Here is a 24521-nt window from a genome sequence, read left to right as displayed (position 1 = left end):
AGGACACATGCCACGCAGCCTGAAAAAGGGTCCGTTCGTGGACGACCACCTGCTCAAGAAGGTGGACGCGCTGAACGACTCGGGCAAGAAGACCGTGATCAAGACTTGGTCTCGCCGGTCGACGGTCATCCCGGACATGCTCAACCACACGATCGCCGTGCACGACGGGCGCAAGCACGTGCCGGTGTTCATCAGCGAGAACATGGTCGGGCACAAGCTCGGCGAGTTCGCGCCGACCCGTACGTTCAAGGGTCACGTGAAGGACGACCGGAAGTCGCGCCGCCGGTGAGCGGGTCTGTGACAGGAACGAGCCGGGTGCGGCGGGGAGACTCCCGCATCCGGGGCAAAGGGGTAGCAGGATGACCGCCCGTACCGACGACAGTGCCGCGGAGGAAACGCCGCGTGCAGTGGCGCGGGCCCGCTACGTCCGCGTGGCGCCGATGAAGGCGCGTCGCGTGGTCGACCTCATCAAGGGCCGCAGCGCCAGTGAAGCCCTGGCCGTGCTTCGTTTCGCGCCGCAGACCGCCAGCGGTCCGGTGTCGAAGGTGCTCGCCAGTGCGATGGCTAACGCGGAGAACAACAATTCTCTCGACCCAGACACCCTGTGGGTGCACCGGGCCTACGTGGACGAGGGACCGACTCTGAAGCGGTTCCGTCCGCGTGCGCAGGGCCGTGCGTACCGGATTCGCAAGCGCACCAGCCACATCACGGTCGAGGTCGAGTCGCGCCAGCCCTCCGCGGCCGGCAAGTCTCGCAAGAGCAGCAGCCAGAAGGGGAGTGCCCGGTAGTGGGTCAGAAAATCAACCCGCACGGCTTCCGACTCGGCATCACCACGGACTGGAAGTCGCGCTGGTACGCCGACAAGCAGTATTCGGAGTACGTCGCGGAAGACGTCAAGATCCGCCGTCGGCTCTCGCGCGGTATGGAGCGCGCCGGTATCTCCAAGGTGGAGATCGAGCGCACTCGTGAGCGGGTCAGGGTCGACATTCACACCGCGCGGCCGGGCATCGTCATCGGCCGCCGTGGTGCCGAGGCGGACCGCCTGCGCGGTTCGCTGGAAAAGCTGACCGGCAAGCAGGTCCAGCTCAACATTCTCGAGGTCAAAAACTCGGAGTCCGACGCCCAGCTCGTGGCCCAGGGCATCGCCGAGCAGCTGTCCAACCGGGTTTCCTTCCGTCGTGCGATGCGCAAGGGCATTCAGTCCGCCATGCGCTCCTCGCAGGTCAAGGGCATCCGGGTGCAGTGCGGCGGTCGCCTCGGCGGTGCCGAGATGTCGCGTTCGGAGTTCTACCGCGAGGGCCAGGTGCCGCTGCACACCCTCCGTGCGGACATGGACTACGGGTTCTTCGAGGCCCGCACGACCTTCGGTCGCATCGGCGTGAAGGTCTGGATCTACAAGGGTGAGCTGGTCGGCGGCCTGAAGCAGAAGCAGCAGGAGTCCGAGGTTCGTCCGCCGCGCGGTGAAGGCGGCGGTGGCGGCGGTGGCCGCAACGAGCGCGGTGGTCGCTCGGAGCGCGGTGGCCGCAAGCGCTCGGGTGCCTCGGGCACCACGGGCACGGGCACCGAGGGTGGCCGTGCCGCCGCCGGCAAGGGCCGCAAGGGCTCGGGCACCGGTGGCGGTTCCGCCGAGAGCCCGCAGCAGGAGCAGACCTCGGGAGATGCCGCCATCGAGAACGCTCCGGCCGTCAGCGAACCCCACGCCGACGAGAAGACGGAGGGCTGAGACGTGCTCGTCCCACGCAAGGTCAGGTGGCGCAAGAGCCACGCGCCGAAGCGTAGCGGTTTCGCCAAGGGCGGTACCCGGATCAACTTCGGCGAGTACGGCATCCAGGCGATGGAACACGCCTACGTGACCAACCGGCAGATCGAGTCGGCTCGTATCGCCATCACGCGGCACGTCAAGCGTGGCGGTAAGGTCTGGATCAACATCTTCCCGGACCGCCCGTTGACGAAGAAGCCCGCCGAAACCCGCATGGGTTCCGGTAAGGGTTCGCCGGAGTACTGGGTCGCCAACGTCAAGCCCGGTCGGGTCATGTTCGAGCTGAACTTCCCGAACGAGAAGACCGCTCACGAGGCGTTGACTCGTGCGATCCACAAGCTCCCGATGAAATGCAAGATCGTGTCCCGTGAGGGTGGTGACTTCTGATGAGCGCGGGTGTCACCGCTACCGAACTTCGGGAACTGGGCGACGAAGAGCTCGTGCTGAAGCTGAGGGAGTCGAAGGAGGAACTGTTCAACCTTCGGTTCCAAATGGCCACCGGGCAACTGGAGAACAATCGTCGGCTGCGCGTCGTGCGCAGGGACATCGCCCGGATCTACACCATCATGCGTGAGCGTGAGCTGGGCCTGACGGTGTCGTCCGACGAGGCCGAGGAGGGCGCAGCATGAGCGAGGCAGTGACCGAGGAAAACACCGCGGCCGAAGAAGGCCGCAACTACCGCAAGGTCCGTGAGGGATACGTCGTCTCCTCCAAGATGGACAAGACGATCGTGGTCTCGCTGCAGGACCGCAAGAAGCACGCGCTGTACGGCAAGGTCATGCGTCAGACCACCAAGGTCAAGGCGCACGACGAGGACAACAGTGCGGGCGAGGGCGACCGGGTGCTGCTGATGGAGACCCGGCCGCTGTCGTCGACCAAGCGCTGGCGCCTGGTCGAAATTCAGGAAAAGGCCAAGTAGGCACCGGTGGGGAGTCCTTCGCGGCTCCCCATGCGGGTATGACCGCGCACGTCGGGTCGGGAATCCGGCGTGCCCGAGTGTCTTCGCGTGAAAGCGCGGAAACTTAGGGTCAGGAGTTGAAGTGATCCAGCAGGAGTCGCGACTGCGTGTCGCCGACAACACCGGGGCGAAGGAGATCCTCACGATCCGCGTCCTCGGTGGGTCCGGTCGGCGTTACGCCGGTCTCGGTGATGTCGTGGTGGCAACCGTGAAGGAAGCCATCCCGGCAGCCGGTGTGAAGCGAGGCGATGTGGTCAAGGCCGTCATCGTCCGCCAGAAGAAGGAGAAGCGTCGTCCGGACGGTTCCTACATCCGGTTCGACGAGAATGCCGCGGTGCTGATCAAGCCCACCGGCGACCCGCGAGGGACTCGTATCTTCGGTCCCATCGGCCGTGAGCTGCGGGACAAGAAGTACATGAAGATCATCTCGCTCGCGCCGGAGGTTTTGTGATGAAGATCAAGAAGGGCGACGAAGTCGTCGTGATCTCCGGCAAGGACAAGGGCGCCAAGGGCAAGGTCATTCAGGCCTTCCCGAAGCAGGAGCGAGTCCTGGTCGAGGGTGTCAACCAGATCAAGAAGCACACCAAGGTCTCCCGCGGGGAACGTGGTGCGCAGTCTGGTGGCATCGTCACTCAGGAGGCCCCCCTTCATGCCAGCAACGTGATGGTCACCGACTCCGACGGCAAGCCCACCCGTGTCGGCTATCGTTTCGACGAGGACGGCAAGAAGGTGCGTATCTCGCGGCGCAACGGTAAGGACATCTGACTCGTGACTACGACTGAACAAACCACAGAGAAGATCGTCCCCCGGCTCAAGACCCGTTACCGCGAGGAGATCGTTCCGGCGCTGCAGCAGGAGTTCACCTACTCCAACCCGATGCGGGTGCCCGGCCTGGTCAAGGTCGTGGTGAACATGGGTGTCGGTGAGGCCGCGCGGGACAACAAGGTCATCGAGGGCGCGATCCGTGACCTGACGACCATCACGGGCCAGAAGCCCGAGGTTCGCAAGGCCCGTAAGTCCATCGCGCAGTTCAAGGTGCGCGAGGGAATGCCGATCGGTGCTCGCGTCACCATGCGCGGCCAGCGTATGTGGGAGTTCCTGGACCGGCTGGTGACGATCTCGTTGCCGCGCATCCGGGACTTCCGCGGTCTGTCGCCGAAGCAGTTCGACGGCCACGGCAACTACACGTTCGGCCTCAACGAACAGACGATGTTCCACGAGATCGACCCGGACGCGATCGACCGCACCCGGGGCATGGACATCACAGTAGTGACTACGGCCACCACCGACGAGGAAGGCAGGGTGCTGCTGCGGCAGCTGGGCTTCCCGTTCAAGGAGCAGCAGTGATCGTGGCCGTCGCGCAGGATCGAAACAAGGAGAACTGAGCCGATGGCCAAGAAGGCACTGATCAACAAGGCCGCGCGCAAGCCGAAGTTCCAGGTTCGGGGATACACCCGCTGCCAGCGGTGCGGTCGGCCGCGCTCGGTCCTTCGCAAGTTCGGGCTGTGCCGGATCTGCTTCCGCGAGATGGCCCACGCCGGCGAGCTTCCGGGCGTGCACAAGTCTTCCTGGTGAGGCGGTGACCCGACGAGTCGTACCTGGTGACAGGTATGCTCGTCGGGTCGGCGGTGTGGTTCGCGGATGTGGGTTCGCAGGTGTGGTTCGCAGCCGACGGTCCTACCGATCATCGCGCGCAGGAGTCAGCGCTCGCTCGAAGAACACGGCCTGCCCCACGGCAGGCGAAGACCCCGACTTCGTCCAGGCCAGGATCCAGACCAGGGGCGTCGGGATCCATCGGAACCGGACGAGAAAGGTTAGCAAGGTCACCATGACGATGACCGATCCGATCGCAGACATGCTTACGCGTCTGCGCAACGGGAGTCGGGCTTATCACGACGAGATCGTGATGCCGCACTCCAAGATCAAAGCCAATATCGCGGACATGCTGCAGCGCGAGGGCTACGTCTCCGGTTCCCGCACGGAGGACGGCGAGAAGAGCAAGAACCTGATCGTCGAGCTCAAGTACGGCCAGAACCGTGAGAAGAGCATCGCAGGGCTGCGCCGCGTGTCCAAGCCCGGTTTGCGGGTGTACGCGAAGTCCACGAACCTGCCGAAGGTTCTCGGTGGACTGGGCATTGCCATCATTTCGACGTCGGGCGGCCTGATGACCGACCGTCAGGCCATGAAAAAGGGCGTGGGCGGGGAAGTCCTCGCCTACGTTTGGTAAGGGAGGAACGGCATGTCGCGCATCGGGAAGCTGCCGATCACCGTGCCCTCCGGCGTCGAGGTGACCATCGACGGCCAGGCGGTCACGGTTCAGGGCCCGAAGGGCACACTCCAGCAGCGGATTTCCGAGCCCATCACGGTCGAGCAGGACTCGGACGGGGCCATTCTGGTCAGCCGGCCCGACGACGAGCGGCGGAGCCGTTCGTTGCACGGGCTCTCGCGGAGCTTGGTCAACAACATGGTGCTGGGTGTCAGCCAGGGCTACCAGCGGGACCTCGAGATCCAGGGCGTGGGTTACCGGGTCCAGCTCAAGGGCACGACTCTGGAATTCGCACTCGGCTACAGCCACCCTGTCGTCGTCGAGCCGCCGCAGGGTATCGAGTTCGCCACCGAGGGGCCGGGCAAGCTGTCGGTCAAGGGCATCGACAAGCAGCTGGTCGGCGAGGTGGCCGCCAAGATCCGCAAGCTGCGCCGCCCCGACCCGTACAAGGGCAAGGGTGTGCGGTACGCGGGTGAGAACATCCGCCGCAAGGTCGGGAAGACGGGTAAGTGACCATGAGCGAGACCACAGCCAACAAGCAGCCAGTGGGCAAGGGCATCTCGACCGTGCGTCGGCAGGCCCGTGCCAACCGCCAGACCCGGATCCGCAAGAAGATCAGCGGCACGCCGCAACGTCCGCGGTTGTCCGTCTTCCGCTCCTCGCGGCACATCGTCGCGCAGGTTGTCGACGACGTCGCAGGTCACACGCTGGCGGCCGGGTCCTCCCACGAGGACGAGTTCCGCACGTTCGAGGGCGACAAGAAGGCCAAGGCCGCCAAGGTCGGGGAGCTCGTCGCCGCTCGTGCCACGAACGCCGGGGTCGACAAGGTCGTGTTCGACCGTGGCGGCAACGCCTATCACGGGCGGGTGGCCGCACTGGCCGACGCCGCTCGTGAGGGCGGTCTGGAGTTCTGACAAGTGCGCAACAACGACATTGTCGCCGCTCAGCTGGTGACAGCACGTAACGGAAGGGACGCCTGATGCCTGGACGCACTCGGCGTGACGGCGGTTCGGAGTCCAGCGGTAGCAACAAAGACCGCAAGGATCGCCGCGACGGTGGCCGTGGCGGGGCGGCCCAAGAAAAGTCCCCGCAGTTCGAACGTGTCGTGACCATCAACCGAGTCGCCAAGGTCGTCAAGGGCGGCCGGCGGTTCAGCTTCACCGCGCTGGTCGTCTGCGGTGACGGGGACGGCCTGGTCGGTGTCGGTTACGGCAAGGCCAAGGAGGTCCCCTCGGCGATCGCCAAGGGCGTCGAGGAGGCGAAGAAGAACTTCTTCCGCGTTCCGCGCGTCGCCGGCACGATCACGCACCCGGTTCAGGGTGAGGACGCCGCGGGTGTGGTGCTGCTGCGTCCGGCCAGTGCCGGTACCGGTGTTATCGCCGGTGGTCCGGTGCGTGCGGTGCTGGAGTGCGCGGGTGTGCACGATGTGCTGACGAAGTCGTTGGGCAGCGACAACTCGTTGAACATCGTGCAGGCCACGATCACGGCGCTGAGGCAGTTGCAGCGTCCCGAGGAGGTCGCGGCCCGCCGCGGTCTGCCGCTGGAGGACGTCGCTCCGACGCGGATGCTGCGGCAGCGTGCGGAACAGGGGGTCTGAGATGGCACAGTTGAAGATCACCCAGACGCGCGGCCTGGCCGGCACCAAGCCGAACCAGCGGGAAACCATGCGCACTCTGGGTCTGCACAGGATCGACCAGTCGGTCGTCCGTAAGGACAACCGCTCCGTGCGTGGCCTGGTCAACGCCGTCGGCCACCTGGTCGAGGTCGAGGAGGTCGAGTAGAGCATGGTCATCAAGATTCACGACCTGCAACCCGCTGCCGGCTCCAACCGCGACAGGGTTCGCGTGGGCCGTGGTGAGGCGTCCAAGGGCAAGACCGCCGGTCGCGGCACCAAGGGCACCAGGGCACGGAAGACGGTCTCGCCCCGCTTCGAGGGCGGGCAGATGCCGTTGCAGATGCGGCTGCCGAAGCTGCGTGGTTTCAAGAACCGCAACCGCGTCGAGTACCAAGGCATCAACATCGGCAGGCTCGCGCAGGCCTTCCCGGAGGGCGGCACCGTCGGCCTCGACGAGCTGATCTCGTCCGGGTTGGTCAAGAAGGGCGAACGGGTCAAGGTCCTCGGCGACGGGGACCTGGAGGGCGTCAAGCTCGACGTGACCGCGCACGCGTTCACCGGCAGCGCCCAGGAGAAGATCACAGCGGCCGGGGGGAGTGCCACCAAGCACTCCCGCTGACGGCGGCTCTCGGGGCCGGTCGACGTTCGCGTCGGCCGGCCCCGACGCATGTCGGGGCCTGGTCACGGGCTTGTGGTGATCGCGCGTGGCAACGGGTGCGTGACTCGTTGTCACCTCGTTAGCAGGGAGGTTGCGGCCATCGCGGGTGGGGGCTGTTAGAGTCCTCCCGGCAGTGGTAGTGCCGAGAGGCGTTGCCGCGTCATTCCATGTTGTGGGCGACTTCAGTGAGTCGGCCACCGACCCGGCCGGTGAGAGCCGGCATGTGCACAGGAGGTCTGCGTGCTCGGCGCCTTCCGCTCGGCTCTGACGACGCCTGACCTGCGCCGCAAAATTCTGTTCACGCTCGGGATGGTCGTGTTGTACCGCCTCGGTGCCACGATCCCCTCACCGGGGGTTTCCTACCCGAACGTGCAGAAGTGCTTCGAACAGATGCAGGGCGGCTCGCAGAGCGTCTTCTCGCTGTTGAACCTGTTCAGTGGCGGGGCACTGCTGCAGCTTTCGGTGTTGTCGCTGGGCATCATGCCCTACATCACCGCGAGCATCATCATTCAGCTGCTTCAGGTGGTCATTCCCCGCTTCGAGCAGTTGAAGAAGGAAGGGCAGTCCGGACAAGCCACGCTGACCCAGTACACCCGGTACCTGACGATCGCGCTCGCGGTGCTCCAGGCGACCGGAATCGTGGCGCTGGCCGTACGCGGGCAACTGTTCCAGGGCTGCACCATGGAGGTCATTCCGGACAGCTCGATCCTCAATCTGGTCACGATCGTCGTCGTGATGACCGCGGGCGCCAGCCTGCTGATGTGGATGGGCGAGCTGATCACCGAGCGCGGTATCGGCAACGGTATGTCGCTGCTCATCTTCACTTCCATCGCGGCCCGGATCCCCTCGCAGGGTGGTAACATCCTGAACACCAAGGGTGGTCTGGTCTTCACCGTGGTGTGCGTGTTCGGGTTGGCCATCATCGCCAGCGTGGTGTTCATCGAGCAGGCGCAGCGCCGGATTCCGGTGCAGTACGCCAAGCGGATGATCGGACGCCGCATGTACGGCGGCACCTCGACCTACCTGCCGCTGAAGGTCAACCAGGCCGGTGTGATCCCGGTGATCTTCGGTTCCTCGCTGCTGTACCTGCCGCAGCTGCTGGGACAGTTGGCCGGGAACCAGAACACCTGGTGGGCCCGCTTCATCCAGACCTACATCGTGTCCCCGTCCAGCTGGGTGCACATCCTGCTGTACATGGCGATGATCATTTTCTTCGCCTACTTCTACGTCTCGATCACGTTCAACCCCGAGGAGCGGGCGGACGAGATGAAGAAGTTCGGCGGGTTCATCCCGGGCATCCGCCCGGGGCGTCCGACCGCCGAGTACCTCAGCTTCGTGCTCTCCAGGATCACGTTGCCCGGTGCGTTGTACCTGGGCATCATCGCCGTGCTGCCGAACTTCTTCCTCGGACTGACCGGTGGTCAGGGGGGTGGCCAGCAGTTCCCGTTCGGCGGTACCGCAGTTCTGATCATGGTCAACGTCGGGCTGGACACCGTCAAGCAGGTCGAGAGTCAACTCACGCAGCGCAATTACGAGGGCTTTCTCCGGTAGACTCGGGCGGTCAGAGGCGACGATGTCCGTCGCCCATCCGACAGTGCCGCCCACGACTTCGGTCGTCCCACAGTGTGGAGCGGCGGGCGTCGGATACGGCAATGGTCGGCTACGGTCCAGCCCGTACGACACTGTGCCGGCAACCCCGAGACGGGCGCCCGTCCGTGGTGGTGGGTGACGGCAGGCGTGCTGGAAGCGCCCGACAACGGTGGCCCACGCCACCAGAATGATTCGGAGGCAGACCCTTGGTGCGATTGGTTCTCGTTGGCCCGCCCGGTGCGGGCAAGGGCACCCAAGCGGCCGTGCTGAGCGAACAGCTCGCGGTCCCCCACATCTCCAGCGGAGACCTGTTTCGGGCGAACATCGACAACGCGACCCCCCTGGGGCGCCAGGCCAAGAGCTACCTGGATGCCGGGGAACTGGTCCCGGACGAGATCACCAACGAGATGGTGCGCCAGCGGCTGGCCGAGCCGGACGCACGTGAGGGTTTCCTGCTCGACGGTTTCCCGCGCACCACCCCCCAGGCCGACGTGCTCAGCGGCATCCTCGCCGAGAACGGTATGGAGCTGACCGCCGTGCTGCGCTTCGACGTCTCCCGCGACGAGCTGGTGCGCCGACTGCTGGAGCGGGGCCGCTCGGACGACACCGAGGACCTCATCCGCCGCAGGCTGGCCGTCTACGACTCGGAGACCGCGCCGCTGCTGGAGTACTACCAGGGCAAGGTGATCCCGATCAACGCGGTGGGCAGCGTTTCCGAGATCACCGAGCGAACCCTCGAAGCCCTGCGCGCCCGCGCCTGAGGTGGGTGCCGTGCTGCGACGTGGGAAGGGCATCGAGGTCAAGACGCCCGGGGAGATCCAGGCGATGCGGGCGGCCGGACTGCTGGTCGCCCGCGCCCTGAACGAGGTCGCCGACCTGGCGCGGCCCGGGGTCAGCACCGCCGAGCTCAACGAGGCGGCCGATCAGGTGATCCGGGACGCGGACGGGACGCCCTCGTTCAAGGGCTACCACGGGTTCCCGGCCTCGATCTGCACCTCGGTCAACGAGAAGGTGGTGCACGGGATCCCCTCGCGAGGGGAGGTCCTGGCCGAGGGCGACCTGGTTTCGGTGGACTGCGGGGCGATCCTCGACGGCTGGCACGGTGACTCGGCGGTGACCCTGCTGGTGGGGGAGACCGATCCGCGGCACCGGGCGCTGTCCGAGGCCGTCAAGCACTCCATGTGGGCCGGTATCGGCGAGGTCCGTGCCGGTAATCGGCTGACCGACATCTCGCACGCGGTGGAAATGGCCGCGCGGGACTCGATGACGACCGACGGCGTCGACTACGGCATCATCGCCGAGTACGGCGGGCACGGGATCGGCACCAGGATGCACATGGAGCCGTTCCTGCCCAACCTCGGCAAGCCGGGCAAGGGGCCGAAGCTCAAGGTCGGGATGGCCCTGGCCGTGGAGCCGATGCTGACCCTGGGCACGACCGAGACCGAGGAACTCGACGACGAGTGGACCGTGGTGACCGCCGACGGCACCAGGGCGGCGCACTGGGAGCACACCGTGGCGATCACGGAAGACGGCCCCTGGGTCCTCACCGCCCCCGAAGAGTGATCGCTGTCCGCTGGTCGACCTCGCGTAGCCGGTCGGGCGGCGGAACCTCAGGCGGGCCCCGCCCGTAACCCGGCCACCGCCCCTCGCGGAGGCGCTGCGGCGCGCAGCGCCTCCGCGAGGGGCGTTCTCGCGAGGCGATGACTGAGAGTCCCCCGTCCGGTGCCGGTTGGTTACGTGATGCGGGCGGGTTCGCCACTTGTGAAAAGCGGAGCGAGGTTACCCGTCCGATCCGCTACGCGAGCCAGGATCCGTATCTCCTCCTAGATCGGGCGGCGGCAGATGTAGTGCATGAGCGGGGGGAAGTTCAGCCAGGTCGTGTGCGTGAGCACTTCGTCGAAGGTCGTTTCGAGCTGCTGGTGGAAGTGCTTGCCGCTCCCGGAACACCGCGCGGACAGGTAGCTCAGTGCGGTGAAGGCGCCGTGGGGCGCGAGCACCTCGGTGCACTGGCGCAGGATGTGCAGCCGGGTGTCGTCGACCAGCAGTGACCACGGGATGCTGCTGATGATCGCGTCGACCCGGTGCACCCCGAGCTTGTCCAGCAACACGAGCAGGTCCCCCGCGTCACCGTGTACGATTTCCATTCCCGGTTGGTGGGTGCGCAGGTGCTCGACGAGCTCCTCGCCGAGCTCGACACCGATGTGACGGGCCCCGGCGGGAAGCCGTGTACTGATGGCGCCGCTGAGCGAGCCGGTCCCGGGGCCGAGCTCCACCACGACCGGTTCCCCGATGCTCGGAACGACCTGCGCGACCGTGGCCGCCACGGCGCTCGAGGTGGGGGTGGCCGCGCCGACCATGGTGGGGTGCCGGAGCGCCGTGTGTAGGAAAGTGCGGTATTCGTCCAATATTCCCGCCCCGAACGGCCTACTTCGGCTGTGCGGCGCGTGGTCCTGCTCGGCGTTCACGCTTCTCCTCGTCGATGGTCGCCGGTCCGCCCGGCCGTCGGTCGAGGCCGAGGCCGAGGCCGTTGACGGCAAGATATCCGCATTCACGAATCCGCGCGATGTGCGAGGCCTCTCATCGGGCCGCTTCACCGCCTGCACCGAATGTCGCAGGGTGCCTGTGCAAGGCGGTTACCGGCGGGCGTACACTGGAGCAACGGCGCACTCGTCGCGCCGGTCCGTACTCCGGTCCCGCACCGCCTGCGTGCCCGTGGGATTCCCACGGGACTCCCGTAGGACTCCGGTGCCGGTTCACCGGTTTCTTGCGGTACGCCGCCGAGGCTATCGCGTCGGCGGCTGTCCAGCCGTGTTCGGACCGGTTCGCGAGTGAGCTCGCCTTCGACGCCGGTCTTCGGTGTCGGCGGCCAGACAAACTGTCACCGTCACGAAACGCGGAGGACATGGGCAAGAAGGACGGGGCCATTGAGGTCGAGGGTCGGGTGATCGAGCCGCTCCCCAACGCGATGTTCCGTGTCGAGTTGGAGAATGGCCACCAGGTCCTGGCTCACATCAGTGGCAAGATGCGCCAGCACTATATCCGCATCCTGCCCGAGGACAAGGTCGTCGTGGAGCTGTCTCCCTACGACCTCTCCCGTGGGCGCATTGTCTACCGCTACAAGTGACCTCCACGGTGTTCGGGAGACCGGACACGCGTCCTAACAGGAGAGCACGACCGTGAAGGTCCAGCCAAGTGTGAAAAAGATCTGCGACACCTGCCAGATTATCCGTCGCCACGGGCGCGTACTGGTGATCTGCACCAACCAGCGCCACAAGCAACGTCAGGGCTGACGGACGGCGTCGCGGACGACGTACAACGACAAGGGACCTCCCTGGAACCTGCCGGCTTGTGAGGCGAGCCGGTTGACCCCCGGATTCCAGGCCGGGGCTCCGTCGCCCTCGAAATCCGGCCTTCGGCCGGTTCGTGGGTTGCGGGGACGGTCAGGGAGCAGACCTGGATCAACGAGTGAGGAGAACCTGCCTAATGGCAAGGCTCGCTGGCGTTGACCTCCCCCGCGACAAGCGGATGGAGGTGGCGCTGACGTATGTCTACGGCATCGGTCGTAGTAGCTCGAAGCGGATTCTGGCCGCCACGGACATTTCGTTCGACACGCGCGCCAAGGATCTCGGCGACGATCAGCTCGCCGCACTGCGTGAGCACGTCGAGAACAACTACCGGGTAGAGGGTGACCTCCGTCGCGAGGTCCAGGCCGACATCCGCCGGAAGATCGAAATCGGGTCCTACCAGGGGCAGCGTCACCGCCGTCACCTGCCGTTGAACGGTCAGCGGACCAAGACCAACGCTCGCACCCGCAAGGGGCCGAAGAAGACGGTCGCCGGCAAGAAGAAGGCCGGACGCAAGTAAGCCTCGCTAGGAGACCACGACAAACATGCCACCGAAGAGTCGCGCCGGGGCCGTCAAGAAGGTCCGGCGCAAGGAGAAGAAGAACGTTGCTCATGGGCAAGCCCACATCAAGAGCACGTTCAACAACACGATCGTCTCGCTGACCGACACCACCGGTGCGGTGATCAGCTGGGCCTCCGCCGGCCACGTCGGGTTCAAGGGCTCGCGCAAGTCCACCCCGTTCGCCGCGCAGATGGCAGCGGAGAACGCGGCCCGCAACGCCGCCGAGCACGGCATGAAGAAGGTCGACGTCTTCGTCAAGGGCCCGGGCTCGGGTCGGGAGACGGCGATCCGCTCGCTGCAGGCGGCCGGCCTCGAGGTCGGCACGATCCAGGACGTCACCCCACAGCCGCACAACGGTTGCCGCCCGCCCAAGCGGCGCCGGGTCTGACGCGGGGAAGGAGTAGGCAGACATGGCCCGTTACACCGGTCCAGCGACCCGCAAGTCCCGCCGTCTCAAGGTCGATCTCATCGGCGGTGACCAGGCGTTCGAGCGCCGTCCCTACCCGCCGGGCCAGCACGGCCGCGGCCGGGTCAAGGAGACCGAGTACCTGCTGCAGACCCAGGAGAAGCAGAAGGCTCGGTTCACCTACGGCATCATGGAACGCCAGTTCCTGAACTACTACAAGGAGGCCAACCGGCGTCCCGGCAAGACGGGTGACAACCTGTTGCAGCTGCTGGAGTCGCGGTTGGACAACGTGGTGTACCGCGCGGGACTGGCGCGCACGCGTCGGCAGGCCCGTCAGCTCGTCAACCACGGGCACTTCCTGGTCAACGGTCACCGGGTCGACATCCCGAGCTACCAGGTGACGAAGTTCGACATCATCGACGTGCGGCCGAAGTCGCAGAAGATGACGCCGTTCATCATCGCCAAGGAGACCCTCGGCGAGCGGCCGGTACCGGCTTGGCTGCAGGTCGTGCCCTCGACGCTGAGGGTGCTGGTGCACCAGCTCCCCGAGCGGGCCCAGATCGACACACCGGTCACCGAGCAGCTCATCGTCGAGCTCTACTCGAAGTGACGCTTCCCCGGGGGCGGCCCTGCCGGCCGTCCCCGGTGGCAGTTCGGTCGGCGGTGCCGGATGCACCGCCGGCCCGCCCGCGATCGTCCGCGGGCACGCCATCCATTCGGCGTCATATGGCGGGCGCCGTGCGGAAAGGAAACGACAGTGCTCATCTCCCAGCGACCCTCACTGTCCGAGGAGTCCGTCTCGGAGACCCGTTCCCGGTTCACCATCGAACCGCTGGAGCCGGGTTTCGGGTACACCCTCGGGAACTCGCTGCGTCGTACCCTGCTCTCCTCGATCCCGGGTGCGGCCGTGACCAGCCTGCGCATCGACGGTGTGCTCCACGAGTTCACCACGATCCCGGGCGTGAAGGAGGACGTCACCGACGTCATCCTGAACCTCAAGGAGCTCGTGGTCAGCTCCGAGGAGGACGAGCCGGTCACGATGTACCTGCGCAAGCAGGGGCCGGGTGAGGTCACCGCGGCCGACATCGTTCCGCCGGCCGGTGTGACCGTGCACAACCCCGACCTGCACATCGCCACCCTCAACGGCAAGGGCAAGCTGGAGATCGAGCTCGTGGTCGAGCGCGGTCGCGGTTACGTCCCGGCGGTGCAGAACAAGCAGGCCGGCGCCGAGATCGGCCGGATCCCGGTGGACTCGATCTACTCCCCGGTGCTGAAGGTGACCTACAAGGTCGAGGCCACCCGTGTCGAGCAGCGCACGGACTTCGACCGGCTGATCCTGGACGTGGAGACCAAGCCCTCGATCACCGCCCGCGACGCGGTGGCTTCGGCAGGTCGCACCCTGGTGGAGCTGTTCGGGTTGGCCCGCGAGCTCAACGTCGACGCCGAGGGCATCGAGATCGGTCCGTCGCCGGCGGAGGCCGACACCATCGCGGCCTACGCCATGCCGATCGAGGACCTCGACCTGACGGTGCGCTCGTACAACTGCCTCAAGCGGGAGGGCATCCACACCGTCGGTGAGCTGGTTTCGCGCAGCGAGGCCGACCTGCTGGACATTCGCAACTTCGGTGCGAAGTCCATCGACGAGGTCAAGTTGAAGCTCGTCGGTCTGGGTCTGTCGCTCAAGGACAGCCCGCCCGGGTTCGACCCGACCGCGGCCGCTGCCGAGTACCCGGCGGACCACTTCGCCGACGAGGACGAGGTCGGTGGCCTGGGCGACTACTCCGGTGGCTACGAGACCGCGGGTTACGAGACCGCGGGTTACGACAACGGCTACGACGACGGTCAGGACTACGCGGAGACAGAGCAGCTGTAGCTGTGGTGCGCGGAGGTTTTCGACGCTCCGCGCCTTGAGAGGAGCAATCCGATGCCCACCCCGACCAAGGGAGCGCGCCTCGGCGGGTCGCCGTCCCACGAGCGGCTGATGCTGGCCAACCTGGCCACATCGCTGTTCGAGCACGGGCGGATCACGACCACCGAGGCGAAGGCGAAACGGCTGCGGCCGCTCGCCGAGCGCCTGATCACCAAGAGCAAGAAGGGCGACCTGCACAACCGGCGGGAGGTCATGAAGACCGTCCGTGACAAGGATGTCGTGCACAAGCTCTTCGCCGAGATCGGCCCGTTCTTCGCCGACCGCAACGGTGGCTACACGCGCGTCGTCAAGACCATGCCGCGCAAGGGCGACAACGCCCAGATGGCCGTGATCGAGCTCGTGAACGAGAAGACCGCCACCGCCGAGGCGGAGGCCGCTCGCGGAACCAAGTTCGCCAAGGACGAGTCCGCGCAGCAGTCGACCGCGGGCAGTGTCGGTGACGAGTCGGTGTCCGACGAAACGGCCGCCGGTGAAGCCGCACCGACCACTCCCGAGGTCGGCTCGGAGTCCGAGGACGAGAACAAGGACCAGTCCTGACTCCTGCCGACAGCAGCAGTACCGACGAACCCGTCGCTTCCTCCGGGGAGGGCGGGTTCGTTCGGTTGCGCCTGGATGTCCGCTACGACGGCACCGATTTCTCCGGCTGGGCCAAGCAGCCGGGGCTGCGTACGGTCCAGGGCCTGATCGAGGACGCGCTGTGGAAGCAGCCGCCGGGGCGGCGGGCTCCGCGTTCGGTGGTCGTGGCCGGACGCACCGACGCGGGGGTGCACGCTCACCGCCAGGTGGTGCACGTCGACGTGGACCCCTTCGGCCCCGGCGAGGGGGGAAGGTTGCCCGTCGACGATCACGGCATCCCGGACCTGGAGCGGCTGTGCCACCGCTGGAACCGGATCTTGCCGGGGGACGTGCGTGTGCTGGGGGCGCGCGTAGCACCGGAGGGGTTCGATGCCCGGTTCTCGGCATTGCGCAGGTACTACCGCTACCAGGTTTCCGACGCGCCGTGGGGCGTGGATCCGTTGCGCCGTCGGGACACGCTGCCCTGGAATCGGCCGCTGGACGTGGACCGACTCAACGAGGCGGCGCGGGAACTACTGGGGCTCAACGACTTCGCCGCGTTCTGCAAACCGCGCGAGGGTGCCACGACGATCCGTGAACTGCAGCGGTTCTCGTGGGAACGCGTCGAGGAGCATCTGCTCGTCGCGCGGTTGGAGGCCGACGCTTTCTGCCACTCGATGGTGCGCAGCCTCGTCGGCTCGCTGCTCATGGTCGGTGACGGACGCCGCGAACCGGACTGGCCCGCCGACCTGCTCCGCGAAGGGGTGCGTACCAGCACCGTCGCGCCCGCCCACGGCCTTGCCCTCGTCGGCATCGACTACCCCCGCGACGTCGATCTCGCCGCCCGCGCCACCCAGGCCCGAGCCCGCCGTTCGCTGGGGTGAGCCGATTTTCCCTAAAGTTGTGCCACAACTTTAGGGAAAATCGTGAAACCCCGACGCGTAATTCATCCATAGGAGCCCGAGTCATCCACAGGACGTGAAATCGTTCTCGCGGTGACGGAACCAGGATCGCAAGACTGGGGCCATGCCACTTGCGCGGATCACGCCCAACGACAGCGCGGGTCTGTTCACTCGCGCCGAAGCTCTGTCGGCGGGATTGGACGACAACGATCTGAAGAGCCCCGAGTATCGGCGAGTTATCCAGGGGGTCTACTCGCTCGCCGAGAAGCCGTCGACGCATGTGCGGCGCTGCTCGGCAGCTGCGCTGAGACTGCCGGAGTACGCCGTCATCACGGGACGGTCGGCGGCGACGCTGTACGGAGTCGCGCTCGCTCGTCCCTTCGATCCCGTGGAAGTGATCGTTGGCGGTTGTAAGCGCGTCCACGGCGTCCGCAGCTGGGATGTCCGGAACTCTCCGTCGGAGTCGCTTCTTTGGTCACGGATCCGGCTGGCCACGCTCGAGCGAACCGCTCTCGATCTGCTCGCACGGAACGGCTTGTATCAAGGTGTGGCGTACTGTGACGCACTTCTGCACGCTGGCCTGCTGTCACCGGAGGACATCAGAGCGTTCCTGCAAGGGCGGCACGATCACGGCATCGTGCGTGCTCGACAAGGGGCGGAACTGCTCGACGAACGTGCGGAGTCGGTACCGGAGTCCGTTCTCCGGGTGGCACTGGTGCTGGCGGGGTTGAGACCGCGGCCCCAGTTGGAGATTCCGGGAGAGTTCGGTGCCCCGCTCCGCGCGGATCTGGGCTTCGAACGGGAGAAGGTCGTCGTCGAGTACGACGGTGCATGGCACGGTGATCCGGAGCGCTTTCGGCGGGACCAGCATCGGCTGGCGTGGCTGCGTGCTCACGGATGGCACGTCATCGTGGTGACGAGCGAGCGGTTGTACGGGGACTTGGCCGGGGTCGTGGACGAGGTTCGTGCGGCGGTCACGCGTCGGGCGCACGATTTTCCCTAAAGTTGTGCCACAACTTTAGGGAAAATCGTGAAACCCGAGCGGTCAGTCGCCGCGGCGGACGGGACCGAGGATCTCCTGCTCGCGCTGCTTGGTGACGAGTTGGATCGGTGTCCAGACCATGTTGCCCAACGCGATCACGGCATCGTCCTGCAACGTGGTGAGTTGCTGTACCTGGGGCGGTTGCAGGTACCAGATACGCCCTGCGAGCTGCGCCTGGTTCAGCGGTAGCCGCTGCAACAGCACCAGGTCCGCGGTGTTGACGGCCGTACCGTTGCCCGCCTGGGGGTGCAGGTAGGGAAGGATGTACATCGTGGTCTGCCACGGTGAGCGCGGCGGGAAGAGCTCCTGAGGCACGGCGCCGCCGTCGTGGATGACCAGCAGTGGTGCGTCCTCGGTGGACCGAGGAAGGTCGAACGGGGTGAGGCGCCGAATCTGGGCCAGCGGCACCTGATTCCCGTCCGGGGTCTGCCCCGCGGCCTGCTCCAGCACCTTCCACGCCGCCGGCCGTCCGGTCGCCACGATCACCCACGCACCGGTGGCCATCGCGCGCAGCGCGATCTGCCGGGCGAGGTAGAGCCCGCCGACCGTGGCCATCCGGGTCGGTTGTGGCCGCAGGATCGACGTGCCGAGCGGTTCACCCTTCGGCCCGGACCCGATGATCATGCCACCGCGGTCCCCGGACGGACTGACCGCGTCGAGGGTTTCGGGCGAGACGAGGAACTCCGGAGCCGCTCCCCGGGTGCTGCCCGGTGTGTCCAGTGTCCTGGTTCGGCTCATGCCGCACCTCCCAGCGGCAGCGTCGCGGTGAACCCTGCCAGTTGCAGGCCGCGTAGCGGGGTCAGAGTCAGTCCGAGGCGGTTGCTGATGGTTTGCAGTCGCTCGTCGGCGGCTTCGAGTTCACCGGGAGTCCTGGCGCTGACGCGCACGAGCCCGCGCAACCCGACAGCACCGTCCTCACCCACCGGAGAGATCGACATGGCGATGGTGGAGGACAGGGCGCGGACACCGGTCAGCGCGTTGAGGCTGTGGCTCATCTGGTTGGGCCAGCCGGTGATCGCGTAACTGGAGTGGCCGACACCGCCCGCTGTGACACCGTCCCAGCGCTCCTTGAGCCCGACCTGGCGCTGTGACCCCAGAACGGACTGAAGTTCCGCCGAGGCGATCCCGGCCTGGAGGAGCTCGTCCGGGTCGAGCGGCCGCGTCGGAACACCCTGCTGGTCCAGTGCACTACGCACACGCGACAGCGCGCCGATCAGCGCGCGGTGCGCGCCGACGACACCGCCACCGCGCTCGCCGACGGCCTTCGCGGAGTGTTGCGGGTCGAGCCGCACGGCGACCCAGGTGGTTCGGCGGGCAGCAGCGGGAAGCGGCCCCAGGACCTCCATGTAGGAGTTCAGCGCGGGCGAGTCGGACGGCAGCGCCGCACTGCCGGGGTAGCAGTGCCAGATCACCTGGATGGTGTCCAGCACCACGCCGCGGTCCTCCAGACACGGTGTGAGCGCCCCGAGGGGAAGATTGGGTGCGCTGCCGATCTCGTTGAGCAACGACGGCGTGGGTTCGACCATGAGTACCGCCGTCCACGTGCCCTCGTTGAAGGCCATTCCGACGGGGTTGCGGTCGTGGTCCTGACCGTGCGCGACCACCAGGTCCGGCACGGCCAGTCGCAGCAGGGAGACCCGGTGGTTCTCGTCCGGCCCGATGACGCCGTCGCCGTTCTGGTCACCGCCGTCGGTGCTGCCGGGGGTGACGGGATCGGCCACGCGCGTGTGGTTGCGGCTCTGGTACTCCAGCACCAGCCCGAACCACTGGGTGAGCCAGCGTCCGCGGCGTCGCAGCAGCGCGATGATGAGCGCGAGACCGGCGATGCCCGCGGACACCGGCCACCAGGTCTGGTTGAAGGCGACGAGGATCAGCCCGGCGGCGAGGCCGATCTCGATGACGACGAGGTTGGCCACGGGGAACGCCCCGAGGCTCGCGCCGATCGTGCGTCGTCGCGCGTGGATCCGCTTCCGTGGAGTGGCGGATTCGGTGCCGGCGGCCCCGGAGTTTTTGGGCTGGGCCGGATGTTGCGTGGTCACGGACATCCGTTCGGTCTCTCCCCCTCGCAGGTAGGTGCGGCGCACCCGCTCGTGGGTGCAGGCGAGTGTCGTTCGCGGCAACCGATCGAAGAGAATGCGCAACTGAGTCGGTCGAACCGTACCCACGCGGTGCCCTTCTCCGGCTACCCTGCTGAACGGTACCTCGGACGGGAGAGCTGTAGGCGAAGAATGGCATCAACACCCACAACGAAGTCACAAGTCCAGGCGTACAAGTTCGTCATCCGACGCATGGAGTCGGCACTGGCCCGCAAGGACGCCGTGATGCTGCACGATCCGCTGGGATCGCACAAGCGCGCGACCATCGCGGGAGCCATCATCGCCTGCGTAGGCATGATCGGTTTCCTGGTCTGGGGCCTTTTCGGCGGTCAGGGCTCTGTTCCCAAGCCGGGCTCCGTCGTCATAGCCAAGGAGAGCGGCAGTGTCTACGTCGTGACCAAGGACGACAGGGCGAAGAAGCGGTTGATTCCGATGCTGAACATGGCGTCGGCGAAACTGCTGGTCATGGCCAAGAGCGGCGACTACCGGGGTCAACGGATCAAGACCACGACGGTGCAGCAGTCGGCGTTGGCCCAGGTCCCCCGTGGACCGATGACGGGGATGCCGAACGCTCCGGGATTCCTGCCCAGCGCGGACAAGACCATCGCTTCGAAGTGGGCGATCTGCGACGTCGGTGACGTCAACACCCGGCTCAACGACGCGCAGGCCCAGTCATCGACCGAGGTGACGACCACGGTCCTCGGCGGGTCGAGCAAGCCCGGTCCCGAACTCGGGCCGAAGCAGGGTCTCTACGTGCAGGACCAGAGCAGTGAGAACAAGTACCTGGTCTATCGGGTGCAGATGGAGAATCGTCCGGGTACGCGCACGGTGAAGGCGCGTGTGCGCGAGAGCGAAGAGGCCGTGATGGAGATGTACGGTCTGAAGAGCGCGATTCCTCGTACGATCAGTACGAACATGCTCAACGCGATTCCCAGCGTGGCCCCGTTGGACGTTCCGACATTGCCGACCGGAACGGCCGACTACATGAACTCGGGCGACTACCAGCTCGGTAACGTGGTCCGCCGGACCGTTCCAGGTTCCGACGACGAGTACTTCGTGCTGGCGAACGGGGGCAAGCAGCGGATCTCGCGCGGTGCGGCCGCGGTCCTGCACGCCGCCAGGAACACCAGCAAGGAAATCCCGAACGCGACCGGCAGGCTCACCGACGTTCCCGACGTGAGCGCCGCCGAGGGGTTGAACGTGGGGCACTTCCCGCTGGCGGTGCCGCAGCCGGTGTCGTTCCAGGAGTCGAGCACGTCGTGCCTGAGCTGGAGTGCCGAGGAGGATAAGCGGCGGATCACGGTGACGCTGAACGACGGTTCCCCGACGGATCACTCCCCGGTCAAGCTGGCGCAGTTCGACGACTCCGGTCCGAGGGTGGACTTCTTCTACATGCCTCCGGGCAAGGCCGCGGTGGTGCACAGCACGACGACCGCGAACGGCGGTGACAGCGGCACGATCTCACTGGTCTCCGACCGCGGTGTCGTGTACCCCGTCAAGGACGTGGCCACGGCCAAGGGCCTCGGCGTGATCAACGGTTCCGGCGACATCAAGATGGCTCCGCCCGCTGTCCTGACGGCGCTTCCCGCTGGGGCGATGCTGGATCCGAGCCGGGCCAGCCGCGTCTATGACAGCGTTCCCGTGGAAAAGGGTTCCGGGGTGAACCGCCCGCCGAAGAAGGAGAACGCGCAGGCCGCGGGAGCGGCGTCCGCCGGTAGCTGAGTCGCAGGCGCCCGCTCGTCGCGTCCGAGACGATCCGCCCGCACCCTCCGAGGAGAGTGCGGGCGGATCGTCGTTTCGGCGCGTGGGTTCCGGAAGGTCGCTACAGCCGCAGCTTGGACTGGGTCTCACCTTCCTGGCGGGCGCGGACCTTGCGCACGGCGTTGACGAGGAACGCCGTGAAGACCACTGTGGCCAGACCGCCGACGGTTCCGCCGAAGGCGACCGCGACCGCGGCCCAGTTCCTGTCGGGGAACACGGCGGCTTCGAGCTGCCGTTGCTCGGCGGGACCTGCCGCCGCGTTGTGCTCGGCGGGGATCACGTCGTTGAGCGCGGCCATCGGATCGATCATGCCGTGCCCGATGATGTCGTTGCCCGCACCGGGGTTCATGGCCGTCTGCTCGATCCGGGTGATGACCTCTCCGGCGGTCAGCGGATCGCCCTGTTCCCGGAACTTCTCCTGGATCAGTGCGGCCAGCCCCGAGACGTAGGGCGCGGCGAAGCTGGTGCCCTGGACGGGCTGCGGCTGGCCGTTCGGGTCCGGGCTCACGCGGTTGACGAGTCCGTCGCCGTCCACACCGGGATCGATGGCGACGAGGTCCTCGCCCGGTGCTGCCACGTCCACCCACGGACCGGGCACGGTGAACTTCGACGGCGCACCCTGCTGGTTCACCGAGGCCACGGTCAGCACGTACTTGTCGAACCAGGCGGGGAGCACGGCCGTGCTCGGGTTGCCGGGCGAATTCTTCTGGCACTTCTTCCCGGTGTTGCCCGCCGCCGCCACGACGACGGTGTCCCGCTCGTAGGCGTACTTGACCGCCGCGTGGAGCTGTGGATTGCCTCGTCGCCCCACCGCGGTGGCGATCGGCTGGCAGGACGACTGCGAGATGTTGATCACATTGGCGCCCTGGTCGGTGGCCGACCGGATCGCCTTCGCCATCGTCAGGGTGTTGCCGACCGTTTCACCGCTGTCCGGTTTCTGGTACACGGCGGACTGCTGGCGAATCGAGAGGATGTTGCTGTCCGGCGCGATGCCGACGTAGCCGGTGTCCGGCGTCGAAGAGGCCGCGATGATCCCGGCCACGATCGTGCCGTGCCCGTCGCAGTCCTTGAGAGCCCCACCCGACACGCTGCTGCCGCCGGGGGTGAGCTGGTCCAGGCGTGGGTGCTGGTTCACCCCGGTGTCGATGACCGCGACCGTCTGGTTCTCGCCCGTGATCCCGTTGGCGTGGGCGCGTTCGAAACCGAGGACCCGCTGGCTCCACGGCACTTCCTCGATGGTCGGCGTGCCCTTGCTGCCGGCCATGCAGGCGTGTTGCTTCTCGTACTCGGGACGAACGGCGAGCTCACCGGAAGGAGCCGGTTTGCTCGGATCCACCGGTGGTGGCGTGATGTTGAGGTCAGGGTTCTCGGCGGGAGCCGCGGCGGCCTGGGGCACGGGGCCGCACAGGGCGACGATCCCGACCGTGGCCGCCAGGGCCAGGGCGTGCCGCGGCCCGCCGGAGCGCAAGGTGGAACGCATACCGCTTTCCTCTAGAAAAGGTTGATGTTGAGGTCGCGGATGGTCATGTAGACGTCCATCACGCCCAGCGCCAGCGGCAGCACCAGCGCGATCAGGACGGCTTCGAGAATGTCGACCGTGCGTCGCTGCACCGGTGAGAACCTCCGGTTCGGGAAGACCACGCCGAACATGAGCGATGCGGCACCGAGCAGCATCAGCGGCCAGAACACCCAGGCCAGCAGCACCAGCGACGGGGAGGTGGCCAGCAGGCCCACGGTCACCCCGAGCGCGGCGAGCAGGCCGCTGGACAGCAGGGCGACCGCCTGGCTGCCGTTGGCGTAGTTGCGACCACGCAGCAGCAGCACGGCGGAAACGACGATGGCCAGCAGCGGCCCCCAGACGTTCGGGGCGCTGGCGGCGATGACCGAACCCAGGGCGGCGGTCACACCGCAGCCCACGATCATGCCGGTCATGTACTGGTGGGCCAGACCGGACTGACGCTCGATCTCCCGGTAGTCCGGGGAGTCGTTTTCCTCCTTGAGGTCCTCGGAGCTGCCCGGCACGTGCGGCAGCGGCAGTTTGGCGAGCTGGATGGTCACGCGTGGCAGCATCGAGATCCCCGCGAGGCCGACGGCGGCGGCCCCGGCGGCGACTCCGGCCGGAGTCGCGACGGGACCCACCAGGGTCGCGACGACACAGGCCAGGGTCGCGAACAGGGACACGGTCGCCGCGCCGATGAAGACCACGATGCCGGACCCGATCACCATGATCGAGACCGACGAGAAGATCAGCGTCAGGGCGCTGGCCAGTAGTAGTGCCGGTTCCAGCTTGTCTCCGGGCACGATGTTGAGCCCGGAGACGAAGGCCATCGGCAGTCCGCCCGCCGCGGCGATCACCGTGCCCGTGGTGGAGGCCCCGTAGGCCCTGGTCACGATCGCACCGACCCCGGTGGCGAAGATCGCCACCACCATTCCGGCGACGGCGGCGATGATCTGGTAGATGATCCCTTGTGGAGCCGCGGCGATGCCCAGCGCGACCGCGGAGGCGATCAGTGCGAGCGCACCGGCCGTGTGACCGATCCGCGCGGCCGTCTCCTTGGTCCACGGGCGATAACTGCCCGGTTCGGCTTCGGCCAGCGCGTCGACGACGTCGTCGTAGAGCGGTGGCGGCGGATCGTCGGACCTGCGCCGCAGTTGCAGCATGTCACCGTCGACAATGCCCAGTGAGGCCAGTGTCTGGCTGGTGTCCAGTGGTGCGTCGCCCAACTTGGCCAGGCACCACCCGCCGTGTCGTGCCCCGCCGTCCGGACTGCCCTCGTGCGCCATGTCCAGCAGCATCGGTAGCAGGTCCGCCACCGAGACGTCGGAGGGCAGCGCCAGATCGATACGAGTCTTCGGCGCCACCACCGTCACGCGGCTGAACACCGTGGTCCCGGTCGCCACTTGGGCCCCCTACTCCCTTGTTCTCGTGCAAGTGCATGCCTTGGGTCGTGTGTGTGAGCGGTCCGATCCAACCAAGACGGAACGTTTTCGTTGAAAACGGCCCACTCGGGGATCGGGCGCCCCTAGTATGGCCCTGCCGGTCTCCGTCCGGGGTGGGAATGGTCGAACTCGTGCCT

The 24521-nt window shown here is 66.9% G+C and carries 34 protein-coding genes; 29 read left to right on the top strand and 5 right to left on the bottom strand.

What is annotated here, in order from left to right; genetic code table 11:
- Nucleotides 1-7 precede the first annotated feature (7 nt).
- The 19 genes from rpsS (at nucleotide 8) to map (ending at nucleotide 10409) form a co-directional block, all read left to right on the top strand.
- A complete protein-coding gene (gene rpsS / locus FHX42_RS21250) occupies nucleotides 8-289 on the top strand; it encodes a 30S ribosomal protein S19 (RefSeq protein WP_182546221.1) in 282 nt (93 codons plus the stop codon).
- A gap of 70 nt (nucleotides 290-359) precedes the next feature.
- Complete coding sequence (gene rplV / locus FHX42_RS21245) at nucleotides 360-788, top strand: 50S ribosomal protein L22 (protein WP_182546220.1); 429 nt, start codon at nucleotides 360-362, stop codon at nucleotides 786-788.
- Nucleotides 788-1723, top strand: a complete 936-nt coding sequence (gene rpsC / locus FHX42_RS21240; protein WP_182546219.1) for a 30S ribosomal protein S3 — start codon at nucleotides 788-790, stop codon at nucleotides 1721-1723. Before rplV ends, rpsC begins: the two co-directional genes overlap by 1 nt.
- 3 nt (nucleotides 1724-1726) lie before the next feature.
- Nucleotides 1727-2146 carry a 50S ribosomal protein L16 gene (gene rplP, locus FHX42_RS21235; protein WP_182546218.1) on the top strand — a complete coding sequence of 140 codons (420 nt, stop codon included), beginning with the start codon at nucleotides 1727-1729 and terminating at the stop codon, nucleotides 2144-2146.
- Nucleotides 2146-2388 carry a 50S ribosomal protein L29 gene (rpmC, locus tag FHX42_RS21230; RefSeq protein WP_182546217.1) on the top strand — a complete coding sequence of 81 codons (243 nt, stop codon included), beginning with the start codon at nucleotides 2146-2148 and terminating at the stop codon, nucleotides 2386-2388. The genes rplP and rpmC overlap by 1 nt, the downstream gene beginning before the upstream one ends.
- Nucleotides 2385-2678, top strand: a complete 294-nt coding sequence (gene rpsQ, locus FHX42_RS21225) for a 30S ribosomal protein S17 (protein WP_182546216.1) — start codon at nucleotides 2385-2387, stop codon at nucleotides 2676-2678. Before rpmC ends, rpsQ begins: the two co-directional genes overlap by 4 nt.
- Before the next feature lie 121 nt (nucleotides 2679-2799).
- Nucleotides 2800-3168: a 50S ribosomal protein L14 gene (rplN, locus tag FHX42_RS21220; RefSeq protein ID WP_182546215.1), complete on the top strand. Its 369-nt coding sequence runs from the start codon at nucleotides 2800-2802 to the stop codon at nucleotides 3166-3168.
- Nucleotides 3168-3482 (top strand): 50S ribosomal protein L24, encoded by a 315-nt coding sequence (gene rplX, locus FHX42_RS21215; RefSeq protein WP_182546214.1) that lies wholly within the window; start codon nucleotides 3168-3170, stop codon nucleotides 3480-3482. The genes rplN and rplX overlap by 1 nt, the downstream gene beginning before the upstream one ends.
- Before the next feature lie 3 nt (nucleotides 3483-3485).
- Nucleotides 3486-4064: a 50S ribosomal protein L5 gene (gene rplE / locus FHX42_RS21210; RefSeq protein ID WP_182546213.1), complete on the top strand. Its 579-nt coding sequence runs from the start codon at nucleotides 3486-3488 to the stop codon at nucleotides 4062-4064.
- A gap of 42 nt (nucleotides 4065-4106) precedes the next feature.
- Complete coding sequence (locus tag FHX42_RS21205; protein ID WP_182546212.1) at nucleotides 4107-4292, top strand: type Z 30S ribosomal protein S14; 186 nt, start codon at nucleotides 4107-4109, stop codon at nucleotides 4290-4292.
- Nucleotides 4293-4545: 253 nt separating this feature from the next.
- On the top strand, nucleotides 4546-4944 hold the full coding sequence (gene rpsH, locus FHX42_RS21200) for a 30S ribosomal protein S8 (RefSeq protein ID WP_182546211.1): 399 nt from the start codon (nucleotides 4546-4548) through the stop codon (nucleotides 4942-4944).
- A 12-nt stretch (nucleotides 4945-4956) separates the two neighbouring features.
- Entirely contained in the window at nucleotides 4957-5496 is a 540-nt protein-coding gene (gene rplF, locus FHX42_RS21195; RefSeq protein WP_182546210.1) for a 50S ribosomal protein L6, read from the top strand.
- 2 nt (nucleotides 5497-5498) lie between these two features.
- Complete coding sequence (gene rplR / locus FHX42_RS21190) at nucleotides 5499-5897, top strand: 50S ribosomal protein L18 (RefSeq protein ID WP_182546209.1); 399 nt, start codon at nucleotides 5499-5501, stop codon at nucleotides 5895-5897.
- A 65-nt stretch (nucleotides 5898-5962) separates the two neighbouring features.
- Complete coding sequence (rpsE, locus tag FHX42_RS21185) at nucleotides 5963-6580, top strand: 30S ribosomal protein S5 (RefSeq protein WP_182546208.1); 618 nt, start codon at nucleotides 5963-5965, stop codon at nucleotides 6578-6580.
- A 1-nt stretch (nucleotide 6581) separates the two neighbouring features.
- A complete protein-coding gene (gene rpmD / locus FHX42_RS21180) occupies nucleotides 6582-6764 on the top strand; it encodes a 50S ribosomal protein L30 (protein ID WP_182546207.1) in 183 nt (60 codons plus the stop codon).
- Nucleotides 6765-6767: 3 nt separating this feature from the next.
- Nucleotides 6768-7217 carry a 50S ribosomal protein L15 gene (rplO, locus tag FHX42_RS21175; protein WP_182546206.1) on the top strand — a complete coding sequence of 150 codons (450 nt, stop codon included), beginning with the start codon at nucleotides 6768-6770 and terminating at the stop codon, nucleotides 7215-7217.
- Nucleotides 7218-7496: 279 nt separating this feature from the next.
- Entirely contained in the window at nucleotides 7497-8807 is a 1311-nt protein-coding gene (gene secY, locus FHX42_RS21170) for a preprotein translocase subunit SecY (RefSeq protein ID WP_182546205.1), read from the top strand.
- Between the two features lie 245 nt (nucleotides 8808-9052).
- Nucleotides 9053-9607, top strand: a complete 555-nt coding sequence (locus tag FHX42_RS21165) for an adenylate kinase (protein WP_182546204.1) — start codon at nucleotides 9053-9055, stop codon at nucleotides 9605-9607.
- Nucleotides 9608-9617: 10 nt separating this feature from the next.
- The gene (gene map / locus FHX42_RS21160) at nucleotides 9618-10409 is read left to right on the top strand and encodes a type I methionyl aminopeptidase (protein WP_182546203.1); all 792 of its coding nucleotides are present in this window, start codon (nucleotides 9618-9620) and stop codon (nucleotides 10407-10409) included.
- Between the two features lie 260 nt (nucleotides 10410-10669).
- Here the strand turns inward: map and FHX42_RS21155 are convergent, their stop codons facing one another.
- Nucleotides 10670-11311 carry a class I SAM-dependent methyltransferase gene (locus tag FHX42_RS21155; protein WP_328796572.1) on the bottom strand — a complete coding sequence of 214 codons (642 nt, stop codon included), beginning with the start codon at nucleotides 11309-11311 and terminating at the stop codon, nucleotides 10670-10672.
- A 437-nt stretch (nucleotides 11312-11748) separates the two neighbouring features.
- On the opposite strand from FHX42_RS21155, the gene infA reads away from it, so the two are divergent.
- The 9 genes from infA (at nucleotide 11749) to FHX42_RS21110 (ending at nucleotide 17548) form a co-directional block, all read left to right on the top strand.
- A complete protein-coding gene (gene infA, locus FHX42_RS21150) occupies nucleotides 11749-11970 on the top strand; it encodes a translation initiation factor IF-1 (protein WP_089302347.1) in 222 nt (73 codons plus the stop codon).
- Nucleotides 11971-12022: 52 nt separating this feature from the next.
- The gene (rpmJ, locus tag FHX42_RS21145) at nucleotides 12023-12136 is read left to right on the top strand and encodes a 50S ribosomal protein L36 (protein ID WP_182546202.1); all 114 of its coding nucleotides are present in this window, start codon (nucleotides 12023-12025) and stop codon (nucleotides 12134-12136) included.
- Between the two features lie 193 nt (nucleotides 12137-12329).
- The gene (rpsM, locus tag FHX42_RS21140) at nucleotides 12330-12710 is read left to right on the top strand and encodes a 30S ribosomal protein S13 (protein ID WP_182546201.1); all 381 of its coding nucleotides are present in this window, start codon (nucleotides 12330-12332) and stop codon (nucleotides 12708-12710) included.
- A gap of 25 nt (nucleotides 12711-12735) precedes the next feature.
- Nucleotides 12736-13140: a 30S ribosomal protein S11 gene (gene rpsK, locus FHX42_RS21135; RefSeq protein WP_182546200.1), complete on the top strand. Its 405-nt coding sequence runs from the start codon at nucleotides 12736-12738 to the stop codon at nucleotides 13138-13140.
- A 22-nt stretch (nucleotides 13141-13162) separates the two neighbouring features.
- On the top strand, nucleotides 13163-13768 hold the full coding sequence (rpsD, locus tag FHX42_RS21130) for a 30S ribosomal protein S4 (protein WP_182546199.1): 606 nt from the start codon (nucleotides 13163-13165) through the stop codon (nucleotides 13766-13768).
- A 147-nt stretch (nucleotides 13769-13915) separates the two neighbouring features.
- Complete coding sequence (locus FHX42_RS21125) at nucleotides 13916-15031, top strand: DNA-directed RNA polymerase subunit alpha (RefSeq protein WP_182546198.1); 1116 nt, start codon at nucleotides 13916-13918, stop codon at nucleotides 15029-15031.
- 51 nt (nucleotides 15032-15082) lie between these two features.
- Nucleotides 15083-15625 (top strand): 50S ribosomal protein L17, encoded by a 543-nt coding sequence (rplQ, locus tag FHX42_RS21120; RefSeq protein ID WP_182546197.1) that lies wholly within the window; start codon nucleotides 15083-15085, stop codon nucleotides 15623-15625.
- Between the two features lie 65 nt (nucleotides 15626-15690).
- A complete protein-coding gene (gene truA / locus FHX42_RS21115; protein ID WP_235987716.1) occupies nucleotides 15691-16527 on the top strand; it encodes a tRNA pseudouridine(38-40) synthase TruA in 837 nt (278 codons plus the stop codon).
- A 142-nt stretch (nucleotides 16528-16669) separates the two neighbouring features.
- On the top strand, nucleotides 16670-17548 hold the full coding sequence (locus FHX42_RS21110; protein ID WP_182546196.1) for a DUF559 domain-containing protein: 879 nt from the start codon (nucleotides 16670-16672) through the stop codon (nucleotides 17546-17548).
- Nucleotides 17549-17590: 42 nt separating this feature from the next.
- On the opposite strand, the gene FHX42_RS21105 is transcribed toward FHX42_RS21110, so the two are convergent.
- A complete protein-coding gene (locus tag FHX42_RS21105) occupies nucleotides 17591-18325 on the bottom strand; it encodes a hypothetical protein (protein ID WP_182546195.1) in 735 nt (244 codons plus the stop codon).
- Nucleotides 18322-19503: a type VII secretion protein EccE gene (gene eccE / locus FHX42_RS21100; RefSeq protein ID WP_328796685.1), complete on the bottom strand. Its 1182-nt coding sequence runs from the start codon at nucleotides 19501-19503 to the stop codon at nucleotides 18322-18324. The genes FHX42_RS21105 and eccE overlap by 4 nt, the downstream gene beginning before the upstream one ends.
- 108 nt (nucleotides 19504-19611) lie before the next feature.
- On the opposite strand from eccE, the gene eccB reads away from it, so the two are divergent.
- Nucleotides 19612-21405 carry a type VII secretion protein EccB gene (eccB, locus tag FHX42_RS21095; RefSeq protein WP_328796564.1) on the top strand — a complete coding sequence of 598 codons (1794 nt, stop codon included), beginning with the start codon at nucleotides 19612-19614 and terminating at the stop codon, nucleotides 21403-21405.
- A 100-nt stretch (nucleotides 21406-21505) separates the two neighbouring features.
- On the opposite strand, the gene mycP is transcribed toward eccB, so the two are convergent.
- Both mycP and eccD read right to left on the bottom strand, forming a co-directional pair.
- A complete protein-coding gene (mycP, locus tag FHX42_RS21090) occupies nucleotides 21506-22924 on the bottom strand; it encodes a type VII secretion-associated serine protease mycosin (protein ID WP_182546193.1) in 1419 nt (472 codons plus the stop codon).
- A gap of 11 nt (nucleotides 22925-22935) precedes the next feature.
- Complete coding sequence (gene eccD / locus FHX42_RS21085) at nucleotides 22936-24345, bottom strand: type VII secretion integral membrane protein EccD (RefSeq protein WP_182546192.1); 1410 nt, start codon at nucleotides 24343-24345, stop codon at nucleotides 22936-22938.
- Between the last annotated feature and the right edge of the window lie 176 nt (nucleotides 24346-24521).

This window comes from Halosaccharopolyspora lacisalsi, assembly GCF_014137975.1.
In the GTDB taxonomy this organism is placed as follows: Bacteria; Actinomycetota; Actinomycetes; order Mycobacteriales; family Pseudonocardiaceae; genus Halosaccharopolyspora; species Halosaccharopolyspora lacisalsi.
The sequence above is the reverse complement of the archived record's forward strand: the minus strand, read 5'-3'. Positions and strand labels throughout refer to the sequence as shown.

What these genes read in the sequence shown, in the direction of transcription:
- rpsS (WP_182546221.1), top strand. Translation starts at nt 8, where the DNA reads ATGCCACGCAGCCTGAAAAAGGGTCCGTTCGTGGACGACCACCTGCTC.
- rplV (WP_182546220.1), top strand. Translation starts at nt 360, where the DNA reads ATGACCGCCCGTACCGACGACAGTGCCGCGGAGGAAACGCCGCGTGCA.
- rpmC (WP_182546217.1), top strand. Translation starts at nt 2,146, where the DNA reads ATGAGCGCGGGTGTCACCGCTACCGAACTTCGGGAACTGGGCGACGAA.
- rpsQ (WP_182546216.1), top strand. Translation starts at nt 2,385, where the DNA reads ATGAGCGAGGCAGTGACCGAGGAAAACACCGCGGCCGAAGAAGGCCGC.
- rplX (WP_182546214.1), top strand. Translation starts at nt 3,168, where the DNA reads ATGAAGATCAAGAAGGGCGACGAAGTCGTCGTGATCTCCGGCAAGGAC.
- FHX42_RS21205 (WP_182546212.1), top strand. Translation starts at nt 4,107, where the DNA reads ATGGCCAAGAAGGCACTGATCAACAAGGCCGCGCGCAAGCCGAAGTTC.
- rpsH (WP_182546211.1), top strand. Translation starts at nt 4,546, where the DNA reads ATGACGATGACCGATCCGATCGCAGACATGCTTACGCGTCTGCGCAAC.
- rplF (WP_182546210.1), top strand. Translation starts at nt 4,957, where the DNA reads ATGTCGCGCATCGGGAAGCTGCCGATCACCGTGCCCTCCGGCGTCGAG.
- rplR (WP_182546209.1), top strand. Translation starts at nt 5,499, where the DNA reads ATGAGCGAGACCACAGCCAACAAGCAGCCAGTGGGCAAGGGCATCTCG.
- rpsE (WP_182546208.1), top strand. Translation starts at nt 5,963, where the DNA reads ATGCCTGGACGCACTCGGCGTGACGGCGGTTCGGAGTCCAGCGGTAGC.
- rpmD (WP_182546207.1), top strand. Translation starts at nt 6,582, where the DNA reads ATGGCACAGTTGAAGATCACCCAGACGCGCGGCCTGGCCGGCACCAAG.
- rplO (WP_182546206.1), top strand. Translation starts at nt 6,768, where the DNA reads ATGGTCATCAAGATTCACGACCTGCAACCCGCTGCCGGCTCCAACCGC.
- infA (WP_089302347.1), top strand. Translation starts at nt 11,749, where the DNA reads ATGGGCAAGAAGGACGGGGCCATTGAGGTCGAGGGTCGGGTGATCGAG.
- rpsM (WP_182546201.1), top strand. Translation starts at nt 12,330, where the DNA reads ATGGCAAGGCTCGCTGGCGTTGACCTCCCCCGCGACAAGCGGATGGAG.
- rpsK (WP_182546200.1), top strand. Translation starts at nt 12,736, where the DNA reads ATGCCACCGAAGAGTCGCGCCGGGGCCGTCAAGAAGGTCCGGCGCAAG.
- rpsD (WP_182546199.1), top strand. Translation starts at nt 13,163, where the DNA reads ATGGCCCGTTACACCGGTCCAGCGACCCGCAAGTCCCGCCGTCTCAAG.
- rplQ (WP_182546197.1), top strand. Translation starts at nt 15,083, where the DNA reads ATGCCCACCCCGACCAAGGGAGCGCGCCTCGGCGGGTCGCCGTCCCAC.
- FHX42_RS21110 (WP_182546196.1), top strand. Translation starts at nt 16,670, where the DNA reads ATGCCACTTGCGCGGATCACGCCCAACGACAGCGCGGGTCTGTTCACT.
- FHX42_RS21105 (WP_182546195.1), bottom strand. Translation starts at nt 18,325, where the DNA reads ATGAGCCGAACCAGGACACTGGACACACCGGGCAGCACCCGGGGAGCG.
- eccB (WP_328796564.1), top strand. Translation starts at nt 19,612, where the DNA reads ATGTTGCGTGGTCACGGACATCCGTTCGGTCTCTCCCCCTCGCAGGTA.
- mycP (WP_182546193.1), bottom strand. Translation starts at nt 22,924, where the DNA reads ATGCGTTCCACCTTGCGCTCCGGCGGGCCGCGGCACGCCCTGGCCCTG.